This is a genomic window from Mesorhizobium sp. BH1-1-5 (genome assembly GCF_020165615.1).
In the GTDB taxonomy this organism is placed as follows: Bacteria; Pseudomonadota; Alphaproteobacteria; order Rhizobiales; family Rhizobiaceae; genus Mesorhizobium.
On the sequence record NZ_JAIUIM010000042.1, the window covers coordinates 1 to 24,064 of the forward strand.

Here is a 24,064-nt window from a genome sequence, read left to right on the forward strand (position 1 = left end):
TCTCCAGATGCGGCGCGCTCGTATTCATTCCAATCGCCCTGGTCAGGCGGCGGCTTCCGTCGCCACCACGGTCGGCTTCGAACGAAAGTTCAACCGATCGGAGCCCGCGGTGACCTTGACGGTCGAACCGTCGAGGATTTCGCCGAGCAGGATCTTTTCCGCCAACGGGTCCTGCAACTCCTTCTGCATCACCCGCTTCAGCGGCCTGGCGCCATAGGCCGGGTCGTAGCCCTTCGAGGCCAGCCACTCGATCGCGTCATGATCCAGCGACAGCGTGATCTTGCGGTCGGTAAGCAGGTTCTCCAGCCGTTTGAGCTGGATTTCGACGATGCGGTCCATGTCCTGCCGGCGCAGCCGGTGGAACAGGATCACCTCGTCGACGCGGTTGAGGAACTCCGGCCGGAACGAGGCTTTCACCACGGCCATCACCTCGTCGCGCACGGCATCGACATCCTGGTCGTCGCTGAGACCGACCAGATATTCGGCGCCGAGGTTGGACGTCATGATGATCAGCGTGTTGCGGAAGTCGACGGTGCGGCCCTGGCCATCGGTGAGCCGGCCGTCGTCGAGCACCTGCAAGAGCACGTTGAACACGTCCGGATGCGCCTTCTCGATCTCGTCGAACAGCACGACCTGATAGGGCCTGCGCCGCACCGCTTCGGTGAGAGCGCCGCCTTCCTCATAGCCGACATAGCCGGGAGGCGCGCCGATCAGCCGGGCGACGGAGTGCTTCTCCATGAACTCCGACATGTCGATGCGCACCAGCGCTGTCTCGTCGTCGAACAGGAAGTTGGCCAGCGCCTTGGTGAGCTCGGTTTTGCCGACGCCTGTGGGCCCGAGGAACATGAACGAGCCGATCGGCCGGTTCGGATCCTGCAGCCCGGCACGGGCGCGCCGCACGGCCTTGGACACCGCCTGCACGGCTTCGCCCTGGCCGACGACGCGCTTGCCGACCTCGTCTTCCATGCGCAAGAGCTTCTCGCGCTCGCCTTCCAGCATCTTGTCGACCGGAATGCCGGTCCAGCGCGACACGATATGGGCGACGTGGTCGGGCGTGACCACCTCTTCCACCATGCCGGCCTTGCCGTCCTGCGCTTCGGCTTCCTTGAGCTTCTTCTCCAGCTCCGGGATCTTGCCATAGGCAAGCTCGCCGGCGCGCTGGAACTCGCCCTTGCGCTGCGCGATCGCCAGTTCGTTGCGCGTCTCGTCGAGCTGCTTCTTCAGGTCGGCGGCAAGGCCAAGCTTCTGCTTTTCGGCCTGCCACTTCGTGGTCAGCGCGGTCGATTCCTCCTCGAGACCGGCGAGTTCCTTCTCCAGCCGGGCAAGCCGGTCCTTCGAGGCCTCGTCTTTCTCGACCTTCAGCGCCTCGCGCTCGATCTTGAGCTGCATGATGCGGCGGTCGATCTCGTCCAAAGCCTCTGGCTTGGAATCGACCTGCATCCTGAGCCTGGACGCCGCCTCGTCGACCAGGTCGATCGCCTTGTCGGGCAGGAAGCGGTCGGCGATGTAGCGGTTGGAAAGCGTCGCCGCCGACACGAGCGCGGAATCGGAGATGCGCACCTTGTGGTGCTGCTCGTACTTCTCCTTCAGGCCGCGCAGGATCGAAACCGTGTCTTCCACCGTCGGCTCGTCGACGAAGACCGGCTGGAAACGGCGGGCAAGCGCGGGATCCTTTTCGACATGCTTGCGGTATTCGTCGAGCGTGGTCGCGCCGACGCAGTGCAGCTCGCCGCGCGCCAGCGCCGGCTTCAGCAGGTTCGACGCGTCCATCGCGCCGTCCGCCTTGCCGGCGCCGACCAGCGTGTGCATCTCGTCGATGAACAGGATGATGTTGCCGTTGGCCGACGTGACTTCGTTGAGCACGGCCTTCAGCCGCTCCTCGAACTCGCCGCGATATTTGGCGCCGGCAATCAGCGCGCCCATGTCGAGCGCCATCAACTGCTTGTCCTTCAACGATTCCGGCACGTCGCCATTGACGATGCGCAGCGCCAGGCCCTCGGCGATCGCCGTCTTGCCGACGCCCGGCTCGCCGATCAGGACCGGGTTGTTCTTGGTGCGCCGCGACAGCACCTGGATGGTGCGGCGGATCTCGTCGTCGCGCCCAATCACGGGATCCAGCTTGCCCGCCCGGGCGTCGGCCGTGAGGTCGCGCGCGTATTTCTTCAGCGCGTCATAGCTCTGCTCGGCGCTGGCCGAGTCGGCGGTGCGGCCCTTGCGGATATCGTTGATGGCCTGGTTGAGCGCCTGCGCGGTGACGCCAGCCTTGGACAGGATGTCGGCGGTCTTGGCCGACTTCTCCATGACGAGCGCCTGCAGCAGCCGCTCGACGGTGACGAAGCTGTCGCCGGCCTTCTTGGCTAGGTCCTCGGCAGTCGAGAACACCTTGGCGAGCGGCTGGGCCAGATAGAGCTGGCCATTGCCGCCTTCGACCTTGGGCATGGCCTCGAGCGCCGCCTCGATGCCGAGCTTCACGTCGCGGACGCTGCCGCCGGCACGCTCGATCAGGGACGCGGCAAGGCCCTCGTCGTCGTCGACGAGCACCTTCAGCATATGTTCGGGCGTGAATTGCTGGTGGTTGCGAGAGAGCGCCATGGTCTGCGCGGACTGGATGAAGCCGCGCACGCGCTCCGAGTATTTCTCAAGATTCATTTCTGTCTCCTTCCATCACCGGCCCGCTTTGCGGCACCGGATCAGATTGCGGTGACGGACCCGCCCATAAGGGCCGAGCCCAGTTTCCTGGCGAGATATGGTGCGCGGGCGGCAGGCTCTCAAGACGTCTGGCTAACGCAGTTCCAGGAAAAATGTGACGCGGTTAGGCTCGACGCCTTCCGTCCGGAATTGCGTAAAACAAAAAGATAGAGCAGTTCGCCGTTTTCGTGAAACGGTGAAATGCTCTATCGGCGCGCCATATTGTTCTACAGTCCGAAAAAACAAAAACGGCGGAGATGCATCCCCGCCGTTTGCAATGCCTGGAATGGCGTCCAGATCAGTTGTTCGCGTCGGCGGCAACAGGCTCGCCGGGAGCTTCGCTGGCAACCGGCGCCGGCTCGCTGGCGACGGTCTCGCCCGCCGGCCTCGCCTCTTCGACGGGCTTGGCGCCGGCCACATCGCCATTGTTTGCCGCCTTGTGCTCTTCGCCTGAAGGTACGGCATTCGAACCTTCGGGGCGAGAGCCCTCCGGCTGCTCGCCCTGCTCGCCATTGCTCGCCTGGTCGGCATAGCTGCCGCGCGGCCGGCGCGGACGCCGAGGTCGGCGAGCGCCATTGTCCATGGCGGCTTCGTTTAGCTCAGCCTGAGCGGCAAGGGCTGCCGGAGAGAAACTATCGAACTGCGGCGCGGCCTGCTCGGCCTGGGGCTCAGCTTCGCCGGCGGCCTCGGGCTGCGCCTGCGTCTCATTACGGCGGTTCTGGTCGAACTGCTGGCCGCCCTGCTCGCCGCGCTGGCCATTTTCGCCACGCTGACCGTTCTGGCCGTAGCCGCCGTTGCGGCGGTCGCGATGCCGGTCGCGGCCATTGTTGTCGCGCTGTCCGCCATCGCGCTGACCACCGTCACGACGATTGTTGTTGTCGCGGCCGTTTTCCTGGTTGTAGGCGAGTTCCGCCGGCGTGCCTTCGATCACCGGCTGCGGTCCGGAGCCGTTCGCCGCGGCCGGCGCATCGGCGCCATTGCCGGCATTGTCGAACTCGTCGCGGTCCTCATCGAGATCGTCCTCGAAGTCGTCGCGGTTCTGCTGGACGTTCTGGATCGGCATCTGCGCCTGGGCGGCGGCAATGATGCGATTGTAATGTTCGGCGTGCTGGAGATAGTTCTCCGCCATCACCCTGTCGCCGGAGCTTTGCGCGTCACGGGCGAGTGTGGCGTATTTTTCGGCGATCTGCTGAGCCGATCCGCGGATTTTCACGTCCGGGCCGTTGCTCTCGTAGGTACGGGTCAGGGGGTTCGGCCCCTTGCGGTTGTTGTTGTTATTGCCACCGCCGCCGCCATTATTGTTGCGACCGCGCATGCGCCTGTTCTGCTGTTGTGGCCTCATTAGACTCTCTTCATAGTGAATTTTCGAAAAACTCTTCACGAACGGAGGCGCTCATGCAGCCAGCCGTTTCGTTTCTTCACCGGCGTTCGCCCGCATCAATTGCGTTGGCGCCACGTGCCATCCTGTTCCGGTTACATCACTTGCCGGATGATTCCCGCACGAAGCTTGGGCGTCGTTTGCGCAAGAAGGCAGCTATTTCCAAGGAAAACCGAATCGCTGGGAGCACTGCCTGCTTCGTCTCATCCGGTTGAGCCGGACCCTAACTGCATTCCCCGGTATTGCCAAGCGGTTTTTTCGCACTGCATCAGGGCTTTCGCCGCTCGAACAACAGAACTCTGTCATTCTTGCCGAGGTCGCGATGTGTCCCGGTTAACACATAGCCGGCTGCCGCGAATATCCCGGTGACCTCGATTTTCTGCGTGTGGCCGATCTCGACCGCTACCTTGCCTTGCGTTTCCAGAAATCCTGCCGCTTCGGCGGCGATGACCCTATAAGGGTCCAAACCATCCACACCGCCATCAAGGGCCCGGTGCGGGTCGAAATCGCGGACCTCGTCCCGCAGATTTCCAATGTCTCGCCTAGGTATATAGGGAGGGTTCGAGGCAATTACATGGTAATGGCCGGAAACTTTTTCAAACCAGTTGGAATGCAAGGCTTTGAAGCGCTCGCCTAGCCCCAGGTCACGGGCGTTTCCGGCCGCGGTCGCCAGCGCGTCGGGCGAAACATCGACGCCCGTCGCTGTGGCCGCCGGGATAGCGCTGAGCAGGGCCAGCGCGATGGCGCCGGTGCCGGTGCCGAGATCGAGAATACGGCATTCGCCAAGCCGTTCGGCCGTTGCCCGGGCGAAGGGCAGGACGGCGTCGACCAGCGTCTCGGTGTCCGGCCGCGGCTCGAGCGTCTCCGGCGAAAGCGCCAGGCGCAAACCGTAGAATTCGCGGTAGCCGAGGATGCGATGCACCGGCTCGCCTGCGACGCGACGCCTCAGGGCCGCTTCGATGGCTGAAAGTGCCGTGGAACCAACCTTTTGTCCCGGCTCGGCAATGGCCTGGGTACGGGTCGTGCCGGAGAAATGCTCGACGATCAGCCGGGAATCGAGCGCCGGATCGGCAATGCCGGCGGCGGCCAGGCGTTCGCGCGCCGCCCTGAGCAGCAGCCCGAGCGCGGCGGGCAGTTGATCAGCCATCGAGGCTCATATCGGCAAGCAGCTTCGATTGGTGGTCGGCGATCAGCGCGTCGACCACCTCGTCCAGTTCGCCCATCATGACCCGGTCGAGCTTGTAGAGGGTGAGATTGATGCGGTGGTCGGTGACGCGCCCTTGCGGGAAATTATAGGTGCGGATGCGCTCCGACCGGTCGCCCGAGCCGACCTGTGATTTGCGTGATTCCGAACGCTCCTCGTCGGCCCGGCTGCGCTCCAGGTCGTAGAGCCGCGCGCGCAGGATCTGCATGGCCTTTGCCCGGTTCTGGTGCTGCGACTTTTCCGCCTGCACCACCATGATGCCGGTAGGTAAATGGGTGATGCGCACCGCCGAATCGGTCGTGTTGACGTGCTGGCCGCCGGAACCCGAGGCGCGCATCGTGTCGATGCGGATGTCTTCGGCCCGGATATCGATGTCGACCTCTTCGGCCTCTGGCAACACCGCAACCGTGGCGGCCGAGGTGTGGATACGTCCGCTGGCTTCGGTCGCCGGAACGCGCTGCACACGATGCACACCAGACTCGAATTTCAGATGGGCAAAGACGCCCCTGCCCGACACCGTGGCGATAATTTCCTTGAAGCCGCCGGCGTCGCCGTCACTGGCCGACACCGTCTCGAAGCGCCACCCGCGCGAGGCGGCATAGCGCTCATACATGCGGAAGAGATCTCCGGCGAACAGCGCCGCCTCGTCACCGCCGGTGCCGGCTCGGATTTCAAGGATGGCGTTTCTTTCGTCGGCGGCGTCCTTGGGCAGCAGCAGGATCTGGATGTCCTTCTGCAGCGCCTCGATGCGCTCCTCGACATCCGGCAGGTCCGCCTCGGCCAGCGCCCGCATGTCGGCATCGGTCGCCTTGTCGGAGAGCATCGCCTCGAGGTCCGCCTGCTCCTGTTCGGCGGCGCGCAGCGCCCGGATCTTGCCCACCATCTCCTGGATATCGGCATATTCCGAAGCCATCTTCACATAGGCGTCGGCTGCGGGACCGGCCGACATCTGCGCTTCGAGCATGTCGAAACGCTTGACGACTTGATCCATACGGTCGCGGGGCAGGGAGATCATGATCTTGGAACTTCGATGGAATTCACGTCAGGGCGAGTCGAAAATGGCGAGTTTCGAGAACCGGAGCGGAATGTACATTTAGGTACATGAGCACCGGAAGCCCAGAAAATCGCCATTTGCAGACCGCCCTCACGTGAATCTAGAGGGGAATGGAGCGATCGTCTGCAAAGGCTTGCAGCAGCGCGCGCATCGGCAATTTCTGGCTGGGAGCCATCAGATTGTCGTCGAAAAAGGCCTTCAGTTCCTGCAGCGGCAGTTCGGTCAGCATCGCCTTGACCGGACCGATGGAGGCCGGCGACATCGAGATCGAGCGGAAACCGAGGCCGATCAGCGCCATGGCGGATATGGGTTTTCCGGCAAGCTCGCCGCACAGCGTCACCGGCGTATGGTTGCGCGAGCCGGCATCGGCGATCGTCTTCAGCACCCTCAGGAACGGCGTCGATAGGTTGTCGAAGCGGTCGGCCAGCTGGGTGTTGCCGCGGTCGACCGCCATGACGAACTGGAAGAGGTCGTTGGAGCCGACCGAGACGAAATCCACCGCCTTCATCAATTCGTCGAGCTGGAACAGGAGCGACGGCACTTCCAGCATCGCGCCGAGCTTGAGGCTGGTGGGCAGGTGATGCGCGAAGCGCGACAGATGCCGGACCTCGCGGTCGATGATCTCGCGCGCCTGCGTGATTTCCGACAGCTCGGTCACCATCGGCAGCATCAGCTTCAATTCGCGGCCGCCGCTGGCCTTCAGCAGCGCGCGGATCTGGGTCCTGAGCAGGCCGGGACGGTCGAGCGTCAGCCGGATCGCCCGCCAGCCGAGCGCCGGGTTCTCTTCCTGGATGGCGCCCTTGAAGTAAGGCAGCACCTTGTCGCCGCCGATGTCGATGGTGCGGAAGGTGACCGGCTTGCCGCGCGCCGCGTCGAGCACGTCGCGGTAAAGCCGCTCCTGCGCCTCGGCGCGCGGGAAGGTCGAGGCGACCATGAATTGCAGCTCGGTGCGGAACAGGCCGATGCCGGCGGCGCCGGACTCGGTCAGCTGCGGCAGGTCGACGGCAAGGCCCGCATTCATCAGGAGATCGACCGGAACCCCGTCCCTGGTCAAAGAGGGCTTCTTGCGCAGCTCGCGATAGACTTCCTGCCGCCGCGCCCGGAAGCGGACCTTTTCGGCATAGGCGGCTTCCAGGTCGGATTGCGGTCTAAGATGGATGGTGCCTTCCTCGCCGTCGACGATGATGGCATCGCCATTTTCCGCCATGGAAACGGCGCCCTTCACCTGCCCGGCGACGGGAATGCCCATGGCGCGCGCAACGATGACGACGTGGCTGGTCGCCGCGCCGTCCTCCAGCACCAGGCCGCGCAGCTTGTCGCGCGGATAGTCGAGCAGCTCGGCGGCACCCATCGAGCGGGCGACGATGATGGCGTCCTTGGGCAGCGCGGCCGCCACATCCTCCGGGCCGCGCCCCATCAGCTGGCGCAGGAGCCGGTTGGCGAGATCGTCGAAATCGCTCATCCGCTCGCGCAGATAGGGGTCGGTCATGTGCAGCATGCGTGCGCGCATGTCGCTCTGCACCTTTTCGACCGCGGCTTCCGCCGTCAGGCCGTTGCGGATCGCCTCTTCCAGCCGCCGCACCCAGCCGCGGTCATTGGCGAACATGCGGTAGGCTTCGAGCACCTCGCGATGCTCGCCTTCGAAGGCGACGTCGCGGCGCTCCAGCATGTCGTCGATCGAAAGCCTGAGCGAGCCCAGCGAGCGGTCGAGCCGGCGCACCTCCTCCTCGCTGTCCTCGTTGAACAGGTTGGTGACGACGATGCGCGGCTCGTGCAGCACGACATGGCCGAGGCCGACGCCGTCGTTGAAGGAGAGGCCGGTGAAGCTTGCCGGGCGGCTGAGGTCGAGCTCCAGCCCCGGCTTGGTCAGGCGAGCGAGATCGCCGGTGGCGATCATCTCGGCGATCACCATCGCCGTCGTTTCAAGCGCTTCCACCTCGTCGTCGCGGTAGTGGCGCATGGTCTTGTTCTGCACCACCAGCACGCCCAGCGTGCGCCCTGCCCTCAGCACCGGCACGCCGAGGAAGGAATTGTAGATCTCCTCGCCCGTCTCCGGCAGGTAGGCGAAGGCCGGATGCTCCTGGGCGTTGGAGAGATTGAGCGGCCGCGCGCTGGCGGCGATCGTGCCGACCAGGCCCTGCCCGAGCCTGAGTTGCGCCAGGTGGACAGCGTTGGGGTTCAGACCCTCGGTGGCGTAGAGTTCGAGCACCGAGTCCGCGCGCAGCACATAGAGCGAGCAGACTTCGGCGACCATGTTGGAGGCGATGTCGCGCACGATGCGGTCGAGCCGCTCCTGCGGCTCCAGCGGCTCCTGCATGAGCTCGCGAAGCCGTTTGAGCAGAACGCGCGGGCCACTGGCCGTATCACGCATCGCGGCTTGTTCTCCAATGGGCATTTCGCCCGCCGCAGTTTCTCCCGCGGCCGGCGCTCACGCAACAACTGACTCAGTTCTTGCTATTGCTTATCCAGACCGTAGACGGAATGCAAAGTCCGAACCGCCAGTTCGGTATAGGGACCGTCGATCAGTATCGAGATTTTGATCTCGGAAGTGGTGATGGCGCGGATGTTGATCGCCTTGTCGGCCAGCGCCTTGAAGGCGGTGGCGGCGACGCCGGCATGGCTCCTCATGCCGATGCCGATGACCGAGACCTTCGACATGCCGGCTTCCGACTGCACGACGTCGTAGCCGACTTCCGGCTTCAATCTCTCCAGCACCGCAAGCGCCTTGTCGACGTCGCCGGAAGGCACGGTGAAGGTCATGTCGGTGAACTTGCCGTCCTCGGAGATGTTCTGGACGATCATGTCGACATTGATGTTGGCCTCGGCCAGCGGGCCGAAGATACCGGCGGCGACGCCTGGACGGTCGCCGACGCGGCGCAGCGAAATCTGCGCTTCGTCCTTGGCGTAGGCAATTCCGGTGACGACCTGCTGTTCCACGATCTCTTCCTCGTCGCAAATGAGCGTTCCGGGCGGATTGAGCAAATCCCCCATTCCGGGCGCATCGGGATCGTCGAAGGACGACCGCACGAAGGTACGCACCCTGTGTACCATGGCAAGCTCGACCGAGCGCACTTGCAGCACCTTGGCGCCGAGCGAGGCCATTTCGAGCATTTCCTCGAAGGAAATCTTGGCCAGGCGGCGGGCTTTCGGCTCGATGCGCGGATCGGTCGTGTAGACGCCGTCGACGTCGGTATAGATGTCGCAGCGGTCCGCCTTGACCGCCGCGGCGATCGCCACGGCGCTGGTGTCGGAGCCACCGCGGCCGAGCGTCGCGATGCGGTTGTCCGGCCCGATGCCCTGGAAACCGGCGATCACCGCCACCTGCCCCTCGCCGAAGCGCTTGATCAGGAAGGCGCCGTCGATGTCGAGGATGCGCGCCGCGCCATGCGCGTTGTCGGTCTTGATCGGGATCTGCCAGCCCTGCCAGGACCGTGCATGGACGCCCATGTTCTGCAGCGTGATCGCCAGAAGGCCGGCGGTGACCTGCTCGCCCGAAGCAACCACGGCATCATACTCGCGAGCGTCGTGCATGGGCGAGGCCTCGCGCGTCCAGCCGACCAGCTCGTTGGTCTTGCCAGCCATGGCCGAAACCACCACGGCGACTTCGTGGCCGGCATCGACCTCGCGTTTGACATGGCGCGCCACATTGCGGATGCGGGCGATGTCGGCGACCGAGGTTCCGCCGAATTTCATCACGATACGCGCCATGGAAGCGAAAAGCCTTTGACTGAAGCCGGCTCAAGGCCGGAACGGGAGGAACCGCCGGGTTGAAGCCCAGCGCCGAAATGCGCGGCCTCCTTAGCCAAAACGGCAAGGCTTCGCAAGCGAGCGCGGCCATAGCCGGCCCGGCATTGCCTATCCTGACGGATTCCTGTCGCCAGCCATGCCATAAGACGACCCAAACCGGCCTTTGGAGATTCTCATGACCGAGACCCTGGAAATCGTCACTTTCCGTCTCAAGCCCGGCGCCGAGGCCGGCTTCGGCGCCAAGAACGGGGTCATGACCGCCTGGCTTGCCCGGCAGCCGGGCTTTCTAAGCCGGCAGCTCGGCAGGCGCGAGGATGGAAGCTGGGTGGATGTCGTGCGCTGGCAGAGCCTGGAACAGGCCAGGGCGGCGGCGGACCGCATCATGGCCGAGATCGGCGACAGCGAGGCGGTGCAGGCGATCGAGCCGGCCAGTGTCGACATAAGCCACGCTACGGCCGCGGTGTCGCGTTGAACGGTGGTTAACCTCGCTTATGGCCGGCCGTCGAAATATCCCATCGCCGGGTTGCCGGCGCGCTCGTGGCAGCAGCCGAAAAAACCTGCCTTGACTTTCTTGGGCGAGAACCCGAGTTCTTGGCGTCTACAGCGCCGCGCGTCCGTTGGGACGCGCAAAGGATGACTTTGCGCATGATCCTTTTCCGAAAATCGATTCCGATTTTCGGGGTCATGCGCTGGAGACCCGCCCATGCCAGAGCCCCGCCGATCGACCATCGATGCCGGAGAAGTCGAGCGCTTCTCCGCCCTTGCCGCCGAATGGTGGAACCCGAACGGCAAGTTCCGCCCGCTGCACAAGTTCAATCCGGTGCGGCTTGCTTATATCCGCGACCAGGTGGCGGCGCGCTTTGGTCGCGATCCGCGCGCGGCGCGGCCTTTCGAGGGCCTGCGCTTCCTCGATATCGGCTGCGGCGGCGGGCTTTTGTGCGAGCCTATGTCCCGGCTTGGCGCCGAAGTGGTCGGCGCCGATGCTTCCGCCACCAACATCGAAGTCGCGAAACTGCATGCGGCGGAAGCCGGCGTCAGCATCGACTATCGCGCCACCACGGCCGAGGCGCTGGCCGATGCCGGCGAGACCTTCGATGTCATCCTGAATATGGAAGTCGTCGAGCATGTCGCCGATGTCGACCTGTTCGTCGCCAAATGCAGTGAGATGGTCCGCCCCGGCGGCATCATGTTCGTCGCCACCATCAACCGCACGCTGAAGGCGCTCGGGCTTGCCATCATCGGCGCCGAATATGTGCTGCGCTGGCTGCCGCGCGGCACGCATCAGTTCGGCAAGCTGGTGCGACCGGAGGAACTGGCAAAAGCGCTGGGCGCCGCCGGCCTCACGGTGATCGACCGCACCGGCGTCATCTATCATCCGCTGGCCGACCGCTGGCAGCGTTCGAAGGACATGGACGTCAACTACATGGTTCTGGCGGAAAAGGCCTCGGCCTGAGCTGTCGCGGCCGGGCCGCTCGTCTCATGCGTCGAGCGGCCGATAGCCGCCCCGCCAGTAGATCAGCGCCTGGCCGGCGTCCCCAGTCCTGACCGCTTCGACCGAGCCGATGACGATCGAGTGCGTGCCGCGGTCGATCATCTCGTCGAGGCTGCAGTCGAAGGCGGCAACCGCATCGGTGAGCAGCGATGCGCCCGTCCTCAGCGTCGTCCATTCGGCGCCGTCGTAGCGGTCCTTGCCCTTGATGCCGCCGAAGCCGGAGAACCGCTCGGCGACCCGCTGATGCCGAGGCCCGAGCGAATTGACGCCGAAATGCCGGTAGCGCTCGATGACCGGCCAGGTCGACGACGAACGGTTGACACAGGCGATCACCTTCGGCGGCTCCGCCGACAGCGACACCACGGAAATCACGACGAGGCCGGTGCGGTCGTCGCCGACGCCGGCGGTGATGACGCTGACATTGCCGACGATGAGCCGCATGGCGGCGCGGAAATCCGCGACGCTTACCGGACCTTCTGGGTTGGACATGGCTTTCTCCTCTTTCGGCAAGCCGTTCCAGAGTGCCTTGAGGCTTTCCGTCTGGAGTAGCGTCAAGACGAACTTAAGAGTGGATCAGCAAAGCCGGGCTAGCCTAAGCCGCCGACTGCATCGCGGCCGGCGCGATGCGGATGCCCCTCTGTTCAAGGATAGGCAGGACCATGTCGCGGAAATAGGGGAATTCCTCGACATAATCGACGAAGGACAAGGTCGAGCCGCGGAAGCCGGCTTGGTGCAGTTGGGTGATCCCGTCGGCGACCTGCTCGGGCGTGCCGGTCAGCGGGAAACCGCCATGGCCCGCCGCCATGCGGTCGCGGATGAGCGCCAGGAGATCGTGCGGGAAGGACTGCGCATGGGCGAATTGCAGCCGCACCAGATTGTCCACGGCCGCCCAATCGGCATTGGCGCGGCCGAAATGCTCGAGGTAGTCCTTGGCCTCCTTTTCCGTCGGCCGGCACACGACATGGGCAAAAGTCAGCACATCGACGTCCCTGCCCGCCGCTTTGCCCTGCTCCTTCAGCGCCGCGATCTCGTCGTTCGAGCGCGAAAGGTCGATCGCCGGCGTGAACAGGAAATCGGCGTTGCGGATGGCGAATTTGCGCCCCTCTTCCGAGCCGGCCGCGTTGAGGATGGGCAGCGGTGACGACGGACGCGGATCGCCGAACACGTTTTTGAGCTTGAACCAGGTGCCGTCCCAGTCGAAGGCTTCCGGGCGGCTCCACAAGGCGCGCACGATATCGAACCATTCCTGCGCGTAGCCGTAGCGTGTGGTGTGGTCGTCAGGCAGCGTCAGCCCAAGCGCCTCATATTCCGGCTTGTTCCAGCCGGCGACGATGTTGAGCCCGATGCGGCCGCGGCCGATCTGGTCGATGGTCGCCAGCTGCTTGGCGACGACCACAGGGTGGTTCGCAGCCGTATGGGTGGTGGCAAAGACGGTGAGGTTGCGGGTGAGCGCCAGCAGCCCTGCCGCCCAGGTGATGGTCTCGAGCACGTTGCCATGGAAGTTGGTTTCGCCGCCATACCCGATCCAGCGGGCGATCGGCAGCATGAAGTCGATGCCGGCTTCGTCGAGCAAGCGGGCGAGCTTGAGATTGTTGTCCCAGGAATTGTCCCAGCGCTCGTCGACCTTCGTGACGGTCATTCCGCCGGAACAGTTGGACGCGAACGTGCCGAGAAAGAAAGGCTGCGTGCTGGGCGCGGACTTGTCGAGCATGCTCATGACGATGTTCTCCTCCGTTTTTCGTTATAATTTATGATAGAAAGTCTATCATAAATTCATGTGGACGCAATCGCGTGGATCAGCGCATCTTGGCGCGGAGGGAGAGGCGGATGAACGAGCGTCGCAAATCGCTGGAAACACAGGAAGAACTGCTCGACCGTGGCTGGCATCTGGCGCGCACGCCGCTGGAGATCGACGTCACCGAGGTCGAATATGCCCTGATGCGCTCCTACGAGGCTTTCGGCCACTGGCAGGCGGAATGTCTGGCGACAGTGATCGAGTTTTCGGCCAGCGGGCCGGAAAACGCGCTGCTCCACATCATCAGGATGAACGACCGGCCCAAGAGCGTCCGCGATCTCGCCCAGATGACCAACCGCGATGACGTTCCCAACATCCAGTACAGCCTTCGCAAGCTGTTGAAGGGCAGGCTGATCACGCGCACCGGCAGCGGCAGGGCCGGTGTGACATATGAGGTGACGCCGCTCGGTCACCGGGTGACGGAGCGCTATGCCGATATCCGTTCGGTCCTGCTCATCGAAGCGGTGAAGCGCATTCCCGAAATGGCCGAAAAGCTCGAGGACGTCGCGCGCACCCTGGAGTTGATGACGCGCATCTATGAGCAGGCGGCGCGCGCCGCCGCCACCCATCGCCGCCGTCATCCGCAGCCGGAACCCGCTGGCAAGGAGGATTAGCTCCGGGACGAAGCCGGTTCGATCCGGACCGACGCCGACGCACCGGTCTGGCTCTGCGCTTTCGTCGTGATGAAAACGCCGGCGGTGATGATGGCCGCGCCCAGCCAGGTCAGAAGCTGGTAGTGCTCGCCAAGGAAGAGCGTGCCGGCGAACAGGCCAACGGCCGCCGCCACATAGCCGATCTGGCTGAGATAGACCGGCCCGCCGACTGCCTGCAGGCGGAAGAAGAAGGCGAACATCGCGGATGCAGACGCAACCTGGCCGACGACCACAAGCGGCACGGCCCCGAGCGGGACGAAGGCATGCGTGCCCAGAAGGCCGAGGATGCCGATCAGAAGCAGCGTGGCCGAGGCCAGGTGACTGCCGACCGCCAGCTCGATCGGGCCGGTGTCCTGCGGCCAGTCGACGGTACGGTAGATGTTGCCGGCGGCAAGACTGACCGGGATGAGCAGGCCGATCGCCACCCAGAAATAATCGGCCGGTTGGCCGGCTTCGCCGCGCGTCAGCGCGACCATCGCCGCGCCGACGAAGCCGACGGCGATGCCGATGACGCCGAGCAGATTGGGGCGCCTGACACCGAGCAGGATCGAGAACACCAGCGTGATCACCGGCGACAGCGTGAACATGATGCCGGTGTAGCCGGCGCCGAGATGCGGGATGGCCGAGAACATCAAAAGATTGGGGATGGCGTAGGAGATCGCCGCGGTGACGAAGAAATAACGCAGCTTGTGCGGCGTCAGCCGGATGCGTTCGCCGCGCAAGAGAAGCGCCAAAAGCAGCACGCCGCCGGCGCCCAGCGAAATGACGAAGGCCCAGACCATGGCCGGCACGCCAGCGGCGGTCGCGAGCTTGCCGAATGGCAGCGTCATGCCGAGCAATCCGCCCGTCACCACCAGAAGGCCGATCGCCGAGTCCCAGAGAAATTTCATCGGACTGTCCTGTCGCTGCGAGACCGCTTGGCGGCCGGTTCTTGTTGCGGTAAGATAGCGTAAAGATTCTTTATGTCAAGATACTTTGCGGTGAGCCATATGGATCGAGCGGGAAAGGCTATGGAGCAGTGGCGACGGGAGCGACCGGACCTCGACGTGTCGCCGATGGGCGTCATCGGGCGTCTGAACGAGGCCTCGTCGCTGATCGCCCGCGACCGGCTCGCGCCGGTCTTTGCCCGCTTCGGGCTGCAATCCGGCGAATTCGACGTGTTGGCAACGCTGCGCCGCTCCGGCGCGCCTTATGCGCTGACGCCGACGGAGCTCTATGAGGCGACGATGGTGACGTCGGGCGCCATGACCGCACGCCTCGATCGCCTGGAGAAGGCCGGCCTGACCCGGCGCGCGCCGCACCCCAGCGACCGGCGTGGCGTTGTCGTCGAGCTCACCGCGAAAGGCCGCGAGCTTATCGACGAGGCACTTGCCGCCCACGTCGCCAACGAGCATGAGATTCTCGCCGGTTTGACGCATGAGGACCATGAAATGCTGGCGAAACTGCTGGAAAAACTGATCGTCAGTCTTTGACCAAAAGCAATTCCAGGAAAAGTGTGAAGCGGTTTTCCGTTCGGAATTGCGCCAAAACAAAGAGATGGACCGGTTCAGCGTTTCCGTGAAACGGTGAACGTTCTAGCGGTTCGCGGCAAGCCCCAGCCGATCGGCCATCCTGATGAGGTCGGGCAGCGTGGCGGCTTGCATTTTGCGCATGACCTGCGCGCGATTGACCTTCACCGTGATCTCGCTGACGCCAAGCTCGCCGGCGACCTGCTTGTTGAGCAGGCCGGTGACGACGAGGGTCATCACGTCGCGTTCGCGCGCGTTGAGCGTGGCGAAGCGTTCTCGAAGCTCAGCCATGAGCCCCGCGTCGAGGCGCTGCGCCCGGTCCGTCTCGAGCCCCGCCCGATCGCGATCCTCGGCTTCGCCACCCTTGGCGGCCTCGATGGCATTGACGACGACCACGGCGACCCCGGAGCAAGGGCCGGTGACCGGCTGCCCCTGAAAGCTGACGCTGCCGCCGCTCGGCCGGATCAGGCCGGCGATGGCCCGCAGAAGCGTCGACTTGCCCGACCCCGAGCGGCCAAGCAGCCCGACGATTTCTGCGGAACGCAGTGTCAGGTCGACATTGTCGAGAACGACCAGCTGGTCGGACGCCCCTGCCGCCGTCGAGGCGGACAAGCATCAGGCGGCCCCACACCCAGCTGAAGGGCGCCATCAGCCGCTTCATCAACCGCATGCGCTGCATGATGCTGTAGACCCAGGAACGCGGCTTGTCCTGGCTCGCCGTCTGCTCGAAGCGGAACTTCTCCGCCCAGGCGACGATCGGGCGGAACAGCAACTGGTCGTAGAGAAGGATCAGCACCGCCATCATGCCGACAGCCCAGGCATCGGCGGAAAAATTCTTCCGATCGATGGCGAGCGCCAGGTAGGAGCCGGATACCCGGCAGCTGGACAGTGGTGTTGCCGACGGTGATCGCCTCGGAGGCGACGACGAAGAACCAGCCGCCCGACATCGACATCATGGTGTTCCAGATCAGCCCGGGCGCCGCGAATGGGGCCTCCAGCCGCCAGAAGCGCTGCCGGGTGGAAAGCCCGTAGCCGCGGCTCACCTCGTCGAGGTCATGCGGAACGGTGCGCAGCGACTGATAGAAGGAGAAGGCCACGTTCCAGGCCTGGCTGGTGAAGATGGCGAAGATCGAGGCGCATTCGGCCCCGAGCTGGCTTCCCGGAAACAGCCCCATGAAGAAGGTAACGGTGAAGGTCAGGAAGCCGAGCACCGGCACCGATTGCAGGATGTCGAGCGCCGGGACGATGACCGGCTCGGCGCGACGGCTCTTGGCGGCCAGCGTGGCGATGATGAAAGTGAAGATGAGCGACGCGATGATCGCGGCGAACATGCGCAGCGTCGTGCGCAGCGCGTATTCAGGCAGATGGCCGATGTCGAGCGACACCGGGGCGACCGACAGCGCATCCAGCGAAGCGCGCATGTCTCCGCCGCCGCGCAGCACAAGGACGATCGCGGCGACCAGGAGAGCGAAGGCCACGAGGTCGTAGCCGTTGGGCAGCAAGCGGGCGCGGACAAGGGCGGCGACGGCGCTTCGCCTGGAGCGGTCGTTGGGAAGAAACACCATGGCGGGCCTCGGCGACAAGGAAGGCCGCCCGGACGCGGCAAAGCGCGTCCGCCAGAAGCTCGGGCGGCTATCCAGTTTCCATTTCTGATTGGGCAATCGCCGGTGGCGAAGGCACGCCATCCTTGTTTCACCGGCCCGCAGGCCAGTCAAAGCTGTGATGGTATAAGGCGGCTATATGAAGGTATAGGCGCCTCCGAAGAGATCTCTGGCTAGTTGCGGTCGTCCGGAAAGCTCGGGATCGGCATGAACTCGACGCCGTCCTCGGCGAGGCTCTGCGCCTCTTCGGGCGTCGCTTCGCCATAGATGCCGCGCGCATCGGTCTCGCCGAAATGGATCTTGCGCGCCTCTTCGGCGAACTTGTCGCCGACATAGTCGGCGTTCTCGCGCACCTTCTCGGCCAGCGCCTTCAGCTGCGCCAGCGCCTGCTTCTGCGCCTCGCCCATGGCGAGAGCGACCTTTTCCTGTTTGCGGGACGTCGAGACGGCCGGCGCCATCAGCGCCTTCTCGACCTTGGGCGATCCGCAGCTCGGGCAATCGACGAAGCCGCGCTTCTTCTGGGTGTCGAAGTCGTCATTGCTGCGGAACCACGCCTCGAATTCGTGCTCGTGCTCGCAGATCAGGGAAAAACGGATCAAGAGGCTGCACCCCTGAGACGCGGCGCCTCGCCTGCGCCGGCATTGACGGTGAAGTCCCGCGCGTTCTTCAGGTTGGGTATCTTGCGGCGCGCGGCAAGCGACTGCGCCGGATCGATCTCGGCGACGATCACGCCGGGCTCGTTATGCGCGGCCTCGGCGACGATGCGCCCCCACGGATCGACGATCAGCGAGTGGCCATAAGTCTCGCGCCCGTCCTCGTGCAGGCCGCCTTGCGCGGCAGCGACGACATAGGCGCCGTTCTCGATGGCACGGGCGCGCAGCAGCACATGCCAATGCGCTTCGCCGGTCTGGCGCGTGAAGGCGGCGGGCACCGTCAGCACTTCGGCCCCGGCCATCGCCTCGGCGCGGAACAGCTGCGGGAAGCGCAGGTCGTAGCACACGGCAAAGCCAAGCTTCGTCCCGTTGATATCGGTCACGGCCGCTTGCGTTCCCGGCTCGTAGGCCGCGGATTCGCGCCAGCTCTCGCCATTGTCGAGATCGACGTCGAACATATGGATCTTGTCATAGCCGGCGATCGCGGCGCCGTCGGGCGAAAACAGGAAGGCGCGGTTGGCGAGCTTGCCGTCGGCGCGACGGATCGCCGTCGAGCCGATATGCAGGTAGATGCCGAGCTCCTTCGCCAAGCTGCGCGCCGTTGCCACGACGATGTCCTTATCCTCGGTGGTGAAAGCGGCCGCACCGGCTTCCTTGTCGCGCACCAGCGCACCGGTCATTTCCGGTGTCTGGACGTAGGTCGCGCCCTGCCCGGCGGCCTGGCGGACCAGGATCTCCATGTCGGCGGCGTTGCGTTCCGGGCTGGTGCCCGAACGCATCTGCACGGCGGCGGCCTTGAAACTACCCATAGTCATCTCCTATTGGCGAGCATTGCATCCAGCCGGCCCTGCGACTCCAGATCGTGGAGGTCGTCGCAGCCGCCGACATGCGTGTCGCCGATGAAAATCTGCGGAAAGGTAGCTCGCCCATGCGCCTTGGAGATCATTTCCTGGCGCAGTTCCGGCGAGAACGAGGCATCGTGCTCGGTATAGGCTACCCCCTTGCGGTCGAGCAACCGCCTGGCGGCGCTGCAGTAGCCGCACATCATGCGGGTATAGATCGTCACATCAGCCATTGGCCGGCAATCCTCGCGCATGCCGTCCAGTGAGGTACGAAAACGACGTGCGGCAAACAACAAACTCAAACCTATATAGTCGCGGACTCATCGGGCCGAAAGTCCCCAGGCAGGACGCGGGCGAAAGTCAGGATGTCGACCGCTCCGGCGCCGCCCCGCTTCAGCGCCTTGGCGACCGCCCGCACCGTTGCGCCGGTGGTGTAGACATCGTCGACGACCAGCACCCGGCGGCCCGCTATCTCGATTTCGGCGTCCGGCTGCACGCGAAAGGCGGCGCGCACATTCTCCTCGCGCTCGTGCCGTTCGAGCCCGACCTGCTGGCGCGTCAGCTTCACGCGCCTGATCGCGGATGGCGAGAAGGGCAGCCCGCCGAGCTTTGCAACGGCCCGTCCGAGCTCCGCCGACTGGTTGAACTGACGCCGGAAGAAGCGCCGCCAATGCAACGGCACCGGCACGACCAGGTCGGCCTCAGCGATCAGCTCCGCGCCAGCACGCATCATCCAGTTCGCCATCCAGGGCGCGAGGTCGGTGCGGTCCCGATATTTCAGCCCTTGCACCATCTGCCGAGCGACGCCTGAATAGACGACGGCCGCCCGCGCCCGCTCGAAGGGTGGCGGATCGGCGATCGCTTCGGCGGAAAGAAACCCCTCGCCCATATCGTGGATGAAGGGCGTGCCCATCACCGGGCACCAGGGTTTCTCCAGCAGCCTCAGCTTCGGCCAACAGGCGCCGCACAAAACGCCGGGCTGCGACACATGGCGATGGCAGCCCGCGCAAACCGGCGGAAACAACAGGCGCGCCGGCCAGGCCAGCGCCTGCCGCGTCACATCCTGGACCGCTATGGTCTTGATCTTGCGCACTGGATCGGCCACGTGAAAAGGAACCCCGCGCCACCTTAGCACCACTCCGGCATGCGCGGACAACAGGAAGCTCTTCAGTGCAGCCCTTGATCGACACCGAGCTCTGGCTCGCGCGCAAGCGCAGGGCTCTCGCCCGCCCCGTCGAAGGCGTCGATTTCCTGATGCGGCGCGCCGCGGAAGACCTTGCCGACCGGCTGGACGCCGTCGAGCGCCGCTTCGGCAAGGCGGCGGCGCTGTTCTGCCAGACATCGGCGGCAGCCGACGTGCTTGCCCGCAGCGGCAAGGTCGGCGAAATCGTGCGCGTCGAGATGAACGAAGCGTTCCTGGCCGGCGGCCCCGGCCTGGTGGTGCCGCCGGAGACCGTGCCGTTCGAGGAGGGCAGCCTCGATCTCGTCGTCTCCCTGCTCTCGTTGCACGCGATGAACGACATTCCCGGCGTGCTCGCGCAAATCCGCCGGGCGTTGAGGCCGGACGGGCTGTTCCTCGGCGCTCTCGCCGGCGCGGGCACCCTCGCGGAACTGCGAGAGAGCATGCTTGCGGCCGAGACGGAGCTTCACGGCGGCGCGAGCCCGCGCATCCTTCCCTTCACCGACGTGCGCGACGCGGGCGCGCTGCTGCAGCGCGCCGGCCTGGCATTGCCTGTCGCCGATGTCGAAACGGTCGCGGTGCGCTACGATACGCTGTTCGATCTGGCTGGCGACCTGCGCGCTATGGGCGAAACCAGCGCTCTCCTCGATCGCAGCCGTCGGCCGGCCGGCAGGCGCCTTTTTGCCCGCGCCGCCGAAATCTATGCCGAGCGGTTCTCGGATCCGGATGGACGTATCCGAGCAAGTTTCTCGATTGTCTGGATGTCCGGCTGGGCGCCCGACGCCTCGCAGCAAAAGCCGCTCAAGCCCGGCTCAGCCAAGGTCTCGCTGAAAACTGTCTTGGAGAATCCGCCCAGGCGTTGACTGCCTCGTCTCTGGAGCAATTCCAGGAAAAGTGTGAGCGGTTTTCCGCCCGGAATTGCGTGAAAACAAGAAGATAGAGTATTTCACTGTTTTTGTGAAACGGCGAAATGCTCTGATGAATTTTCGGCTTCGTCAGTGAGAGAAGGCCTGGACCAGCCTGCTGTTGTTGTCGCTGAATAGCCACTGGAGCGCATCCATGGCCCTGCCGACGCCGCCGACGATTGCAAGCGACAGCACGGCAACGATCAGGCCATATTCGATGGCTGTGGCGCCCGTTTCATCTTGAATGAATTGCTGCAGCAGGTTTTTCATGGTCATCCATCCCTTATGCAGAAATTCTAATGTCCTACCCGTTAAGAAAGGTTAACGGGAAAGGCTTAACAGCGGGTGAAACGCCGCTGTGCAGGAAAATCATTAACCAAATCAGCACTCGCCGCTGCGGCTGCCGTCATTGCGGATGACGCAGATTGAACTGGGCAATGGCTGCAGCACGCTGCGGCGCACCGTATATGTATTGGGGCGATGGCCGACCGATCCGGTGGCTGTCATGTCGAGCCCGCCGGAGAAGCCGTCGCGGGCGCTCTGCCGGGCCTGGCTGTCCAGGAAAGGCGTTGCGATCAGCGCCAGCGCCACCGCGGCCGAGCCGAAGAGAAGCGTGATCCGCAGGATGCCCATGCCGGCGTCCACCGCGCGGAAGCCGCGGTCCGGCCGAATCGAGTCCCAGTCTCTTTCAAGGCTCATGCCGTGTTTCCCAGTCATCGACGGTATCGCCGCGCGAAACGGCCTCGTGCAATTTTTCACGTCGAGATAAATCTTCCATTAACGCTGGCTAAAGCAGCTCCGGGAAACGCGCGGAAATAGCCGCCGTTTCCCGGGAAACGGTGACCTGCCGCGAAAGCTGCCGTGAACTACAGAAGGTCGATGAGGAACTGGATCAGCGGCGCGTCGGCCGGCGGCATCGGATAGTCGCGCATCTGCCGCGGCCTGACCCATTTGAGCCCCTGCCCTTCCCTGGGCTGGGCGATCCCGCGAAAGCGGCGGCAGACATAGAGCGGCATCAGGAGATGGAAATCGTCATAGGAATGGCTGGCGAAGGTGAGAGGCGCCAGGCACGGAATCTCGGTCTCGATGCCGAGTTCCTCGTTGAGTTCGCGAACCAGGCACTCCTCCAGCGTCTCGCCGGGCTCGACCTTGCCGCCTGGAAACTCCCACAGGCCGGCAAGCTGCTTGCCCTCGGGGCGCCGCGCCAGGAGCACGCGCCGGTCGGCGTCGACCAGCGCGCAGGCGGCGACCAGGAGCAGGCGCTTTCCGGTTGGCTTGGTCTCGTTCATGCGCCCGGCGGCCGTCTATAGTGGTAGCGATAGACTTCCTCGAAACCGAGCGACCGGTAGAGCGAGAGCGCCGGTAGATTGCCGGCCTCGACCTGCAGCCAGGCCTCGCGTGCGCCGCGCAGCCGGGCCCATTTCAACGCCGACAGGATGAGATCGCGGCCATGGCCCTTCTTGCGCGCCGACTTTTCGGTGGCAACCTCGAACAGGCCGGCGAGATCGCCGTCATGCACGCAGATCAGCGTCGCCAGCGGCTCGTTGCCGTCCTCGAGCGCGAACAGCCCGGCTTCCGGCTGGATGGCGCCGATGACCTCCGACAGGCCGGGTCGCAGCGAGACGTCCGAGCCGCTGGTCCTCAGCGAAGCACCGATGAAGCGGCTGATGTCCTTGAGCGGTATCTGGTCCATGGCCGCGCCAAGCTCGAGGTCCTTCAGCGGCAGCCGCATGACCAGGGATTCGTCGAACCTGTTCCAGCCGGCCTTGTCGAGATGCGTGGACAACACCTGTCCCGACAGCGGCGACATGCGAAAGGTCAGCGGCCTGCCATAGGCATCGAAGCGCCTTGCGGCGCGGCCGATGCGCTCTTCGATGGCGTGCGTGTCGCCCGGATCGAGCGGATTGACCGAGTTCAGCCGCTTGGCCGGGAGACCCGCGGTCAGCCGCACCACCCAGGTCCCGTCATAATGGACGGCGGCCGCCGGCCAGGCGCGAAATCCCGCCGCCTCGTAGCGGCGCACGACCGCCAGCACGCTTGCCGGATGCCTGGACACCGGCGCCATCAGCTCCGGTAGTCGCCGTTGATGGCGACATATTCCTTGGTGAGGTCGCAGGTCCACACCGTCGCCTTGCCGCGGCCGATGCCGAGATCGGCATGGATGCGGATATCGTCGCGCTTCATATAGGCCGAGGTCGCTTCCTCCGAATAGGCCGGATCGCGCTCGCCCTCATGCGCGAGCCGATTGTCGCCGAACCAGATCGACAGCCGGTCGCGGTCGGCCGGCTCGCCGGCCTTGCCGACGGCCATGACGACGCGGCCCCAATTGGCGTCCTCGCCGGCGACCGCCGTCTTGACCAGCGGCGAGTTGGCGATCGAAAGCGCGATGCGCTTGGCCGAGCGGGCCGATTTGGCGCCGGTGACCGTGACCTCGACCTGCTTGCGCGCGCCCTCGCCGTCGCGCACCACTTGCAGCGCCAGCGACTTCAGTACCTTGCCCAGCGCCCGGCGGAAGGCGCCGAGGCGCGCATCCTTGGCATCGCTGATCGCCGGCGCGCCACGCGCGGCGGCCTTGCCGGTAGCGAAGAAAAGCAGTGTGTCGCTGGTCGAGGTGTCGCTGTCGACGGTCACCGCGTTGAAGGTCTTTGCCGTGCCGCGCGACAAAAGGTCCTGCAGCACGGGGGCCGCGATCGGCGCGTCGGTGGCGATGAACGAAAGCATCGTCGCCATGTCGGGCGCGATCATGCCTGCGCCCTTGGCGATGCCGTTGATGGTGACGTCGGCATCGCCGAGCTTGACCGTCGCCGTCGCCACCTTCGGATAGGTGTCGGTGGTCATGATCGCCTTGGCCGCCTCGGTCCACAGGTCGGGCTTGCCGTCCTTGACCAGGCCGGCGAGCAGATGGCTGAATTTGGTGGTGTCCAGCGGCTCGCCGATGACGCCGGTCGAGGCCAGGAACACTTCGCTTTCGGAGCAGCCGGCGGCCTTGGCCGCCGCCTCGCCGGTCAGCGTGGTCGAAGCCTTGCCCTTCTTGCCGGTGAAGGCGTTGGCATTGCCGGAATTGACCACCAGCACCCGCGCCTTGCCGGCGGGCAGGTTCTGACGGCAATAGTCGACCGGTGCCGACGGGCATTTCGACCTTGTGAACACGCCCGCGACAGCCGTGCCCGGGTCGAAGACCATGGCGAGCAGGTCGGTTCTATTGCGATATTTGATGCCGGCTTCGGCGGTCGCGATGCGCACACCCTCGATGACCGGCATCTTTGGGTATTTCTTCGGTGCGAGCGGCGAAATCGTAGCGGACATCGGGACCCCGGAGCGGCAAGAACACGAAAGGAAGGCCGGTTTGCCCGATAGCGCGCGC

General features: G+C 64.9%; 24 protein-coding genes and 1 pseudogene. 5 read left to right on the plus strand and 20 right to left on the minus strand.

All coding sequences use genetic code 11. The features are described from left to right. Positions 1-42 precede the first annotated feature (42 nt). The 6 genes from clpB to LB572_RS32635 form a co-directional block, all read right to left on the minus strand. Positions 43-2,649 (minus strand): ATP-dependent chaperone ClpB, encoded by a 2,607-nt coding sequence (gene clpB, locus LB572_RS32610; protein ID WP_140804489.1) that lies wholly within the window; start codon positions 2,647-2,649, stop codon positions 43-45. 337 nt (positions 2,650-2,986) lie between these two features. Continuing rightward, positions 2,987-4,003: a DUF4167 domain-containing protein gene (locus LB572_RS32615; protein WP_224670678.1), complete on the minus strand. Its 1,017-nt coding sequence runs from the start codon at positions 4,001-4,003 to the stop codon at positions 2,987-2,989. A 331-nt stretch (positions 4,004-4,334) separates the two neighbouring features. Next, positions 4,335-5,213: a peptide chain release factor N(5)-glutamine methyltransferase gene (prmC, locus tag LB572_RS32620; RefSeq protein WP_224670679.1), complete on the minus strand. Its 879-nt coding sequence runs from the start codon at positions 5,211-5,213 to the stop codon at positions 4,335-4,337. Beyond that, complete coding sequence (gene prfA, locus LB572_RS32625) at positions 5,206-6,285, minus strand: peptide chain release factor 1 (RefSeq protein WP_224670680.1); 1,080 nt, start codon at positions 6,283-6,285, stop codon at positions 5,206-5,208. Before prfA ends, prmC begins: the two co-directional genes overlap by 8 nt. Positions 6,286-6,424: 139 nt before the next feature. Continuing rightward, the gene (gene ptsP / locus LB572_RS32630; protein ID WP_140804497.1) at positions 6,425-8,695 is read right to left on the minus strand and encodes a phosphoenolpyruvate--protein phosphotransferase; all 2,271 of its coding nucleotides are present in this window, start codon (positions 8,693-8,695) and stop codon (positions 6,425-6,427) included. 83 nt (positions 8,696-8,778) lie between these two features. Next, complete coding sequence (locus LB572_RS32635) at positions 8,779-10,032, minus strand: aspartate kinase (RefSeq protein ID WP_140804499.1); 1,254 nt, start codon at positions 10,030-10,032, stop codon at positions 8,779-8,781. 214 nt (positions 10,033-10,246) lie between these two features. Here LB572_RS32635 and LB572_RS32640 point away from each other — a divergent pair, with 214 nt between their 5' ends. Both LB572_RS32640 and ubiG read left to right on the plus strand, forming a co-directional pair. Continuing rightward, a complete protein-coding gene (locus tag LB572_RS32640) occupies positions 10,247-10,543 on the plus strand; it encodes an antibiotic biosynthesis monooxygenase family protein (RefSeq protein WP_224670681.1) in 297 nt (98 codons plus the stop codon). 231 nt (positions 10,544-10,774) lie between these two features. Further along, the gene (gene ubiG / locus LB572_RS32645; RefSeq protein ID WP_140804501.1) at positions 10,775-11,524 is read left to right on the plus strand and encodes a bifunctional 2-polyprenyl-6-hydroxyphenol methylase/3-demethylubiquinol 3-O-methyltransferase UbiG; all 750 of its coding nucleotides are present in this window, start codon (positions 10,775-10,777) and stop codon (positions 11,522-11,524) included. Positions 11,525-11,548: 24 nt separating this feature from the next. Here the strand turns inward: ubiG and LB572_RS32650 are convergent, their stop codons facing one another. Together LB572_RS32650 and LB572_RS32655 are read right to left on the minus strand one after the other, a co-directional pair. Further along, a complete protein-coding gene (locus LB572_RS32650; RefSeq protein WP_224670682.1) occupies positions 11,549-12,052 on the minus strand; it encodes a flavin reductase family protein in 504 nt (167 codons plus the stop codon). A 103-nt stretch (positions 12,053-12,155) separates the two neighbouring features. Then, the gene (locus tag LB572_RS32655; protein ID WP_224670683.1) at positions 12,156-13,280 is read right to left on the minus strand and encodes an LLM class flavin-dependent oxidoreductase; all 1,125 of its coding nucleotides are present in this window, start codon (positions 13,278-13,280) and stop codon (positions 12,156-12,158) included. 110 nt (positions 13,281-13,390) lie between these two features. Here LB572_RS32655 and LB572_RS32660 point away from each other — a divergent pair, with 110 nt between their 5' ends. Further along, positions 13,391-13,972: a winged helix DNA-binding protein gene (locus tag LB572_RS32660; RefSeq protein WP_224670684.1), complete on the plus strand. Its 582-nt coding sequence runs from the start codon at positions 13,391-13,393 to the stop codon at positions 13,970-13,972. On the opposite strand, the gene LB572_RS32665 is transcribed toward LB572_RS32660, so the two are convergent. Then, positions 13,969-14,901 carry a DMT family transporter gene (locus tag LB572_RS32665; RefSeq protein WP_140804509.1) on the minus strand — a complete coding sequence of 311 codons (933 nt, stop codon included), beginning with the start codon at positions 14,899-14,901 and terminating at the stop codon, positions 13,969-13,971. The genes LB572_RS32660 and LB572_RS32665 overlap by 4 nt on opposite strands. A 99-nt stretch (positions 14,902-15,000) precedes the next feature. Between LB572_RS32665 and LB572_RS32670 the strand changes: the two genes are divergently transcribed. Beyond that, on the plus strand, positions 15,001-15,483 hold the full coding sequence (locus LB572_RS32670; RefSeq protein WP_140804511.1) for a MarR family winged helix-turn-helix transcriptional regulator: 483 nt from the start codon (positions 15,001-15,003) through the stop codon (positions 15,481-15,483). A 102-nt stretch (positions 15,484-15,585) separates the two neighbouring features. Here LB572_RS32670 and LB572_RS32675 read toward each other — a convergent pair whose 3' ends face one another. The 6 genes and pseudogenes from LB572_RS32675 to LB572_RS32700 all read right to left on the minus strand — a co-directional run bounded on the left by LB572_RS32675 (position 15,586) and on the right by LB572_RS32700 (position 19,720). Beyond that, the gene (locus LB572_RS32675) at positions 15,586-16,131 is read right to left on the minus strand and encodes a LuxR C-terminal-related transcriptional regulator (protein WP_224670685.1); all 546 of its coding nucleotides are present in this window, start codon (positions 16,129-16,131) and stop codon (positions 15,586-15,588) included. Then, a pseudogene (locus LB572_RS32680) lies at positions 16,121-17,084 on the minus strand (ABC transporter permease subunit); the annotation flags it as partial. The pseudogene LB572_RS32680 and the gene LB572_RS32675, both read right to left, overlap by 11 nt. A 209-nt stretch (positions 17,085-17,293) precedes the next feature. Further along, on the minus strand, positions 17,294-17,719 hold the full coding sequence (locus tag LB572_RS32685) for a DUF1178 family protein (RefSeq protein WP_140804515.1): 426 nt from the start codon (positions 17,717-17,719) through the stop codon (positions 17,294-17,296). Further along, on the minus strand, positions 17,716-18,582 hold the full coding sequence (locus LB572_RS32690; RefSeq protein WP_140804517.1) for a carbon-nitrogen hydrolase family protein: 867 nt from the start codon (positions 18,580-18,582) through the stop codon (positions 17,716-17,718). Before LB572_RS32690 ends, LB572_RS32685 begins: the two co-directional genes overlap by 4 nt. 2 nt (positions 18,583-18,584) lie before the next feature. Then, on the minus strand, positions 18,585-18,848 hold the full coding sequence (gene grxC / locus LB572_RS32695) for a glutaredoxin 3 (RefSeq protein WP_224670686.1): 264 nt from the start codon (positions 18,846-18,848) through the stop codon (positions 18,585-18,587). Between the two features lie 71 nt (positions 18,849-18,919). Further along, the gene (locus LB572_RS32700; RefSeq protein ID WP_224670687.1) at positions 18,920-19,720 is read right to left on the minus strand and encodes a ComF family protein; all 801 of its coding nucleotides are present in this window, start codon (positions 19,718-19,720) and stop codon (positions 18,920-18,922) included. A gap of 65 nt (positions 19,721-19,785) precedes the next feature. Between LB572_RS32700 and LB572_RS32705 the strand changes: the two genes are divergently transcribed. Next, positions 19,786-20,658 carry a methyltransferase domain-containing protein gene (locus LB572_RS32705; RefSeq protein WP_224670688.1) on the plus strand — a complete coding sequence of 291 codons (873 nt, stop codon included), beginning with the start codon at positions 19,786-19,788 and terminating at the stop codon, positions 20,656-20,658. 132 nt (positions 20,659-20,790) lie between these two features. Here LB572_RS32705 and LB572_RS32710 read toward each other — a convergent pair whose 3' ends face one another. From LB572_RS32710 to argJ, 5 genes are all read right to left on the minus strand, one after another. After that, entirely contained in the window at positions 20,791-20,976 is a 186-nt protein-coding gene (locus LB572_RS32710) for a Flp family type IVb pilin (protein ID WP_140804525.1), read from the minus strand. 105 nt (positions 20,977-21,081) lie between these two features. Continuing rightward, entirely contained in the window at positions 21,082-21,399 is a 318-nt protein-coding gene (locus tag LB572_RS32715) for a hypothetical protein (protein WP_224670689.1), read from the minus strand. A gap of 167 nt (positions 21,400-21,566) precedes the next feature. Beyond that, positions 21,567-21,989 (minus strand): (deoxy)nucleoside triphosphate pyrophosphohydrolase, encoded by a 423-nt coding sequence (locus LB572_RS32720; RefSeq protein WP_224670690.1) that lies wholly within the window; start codon positions 21,987-21,989, stop codon positions 21,567-21,569. Continuing rightward, a complete protein-coding gene (locus tag LB572_RS32725; RefSeq protein ID WP_181179421.1) occupies positions 21,986-22,765 on the minus strand; it encodes a GNAT family N-acetyltransferase in 780 nt (259 codons plus the stop codon). The genes LB572_RS32720 and LB572_RS32725 overlap by 4 nt, the downstream gene beginning before the upstream one ends. Continuing rightward, positions 22,765-24,006, minus strand: a complete 1,242-nt coding sequence (argJ, locus tag LB572_RS32730) for a bifunctional glutamate N-acetyltransferase/amino-acid acetyltransferase ArgJ (RefSeq protein WP_140804530.1) — start codon at positions 24,004-24,006, stop codon at positions 22,765-22,767. Before argJ ends, LB572_RS32725 begins: the two co-directional genes overlap by 1 nt. Between the last annotated feature and the right edge of the window lie 58 nt (positions 24,007-24,064).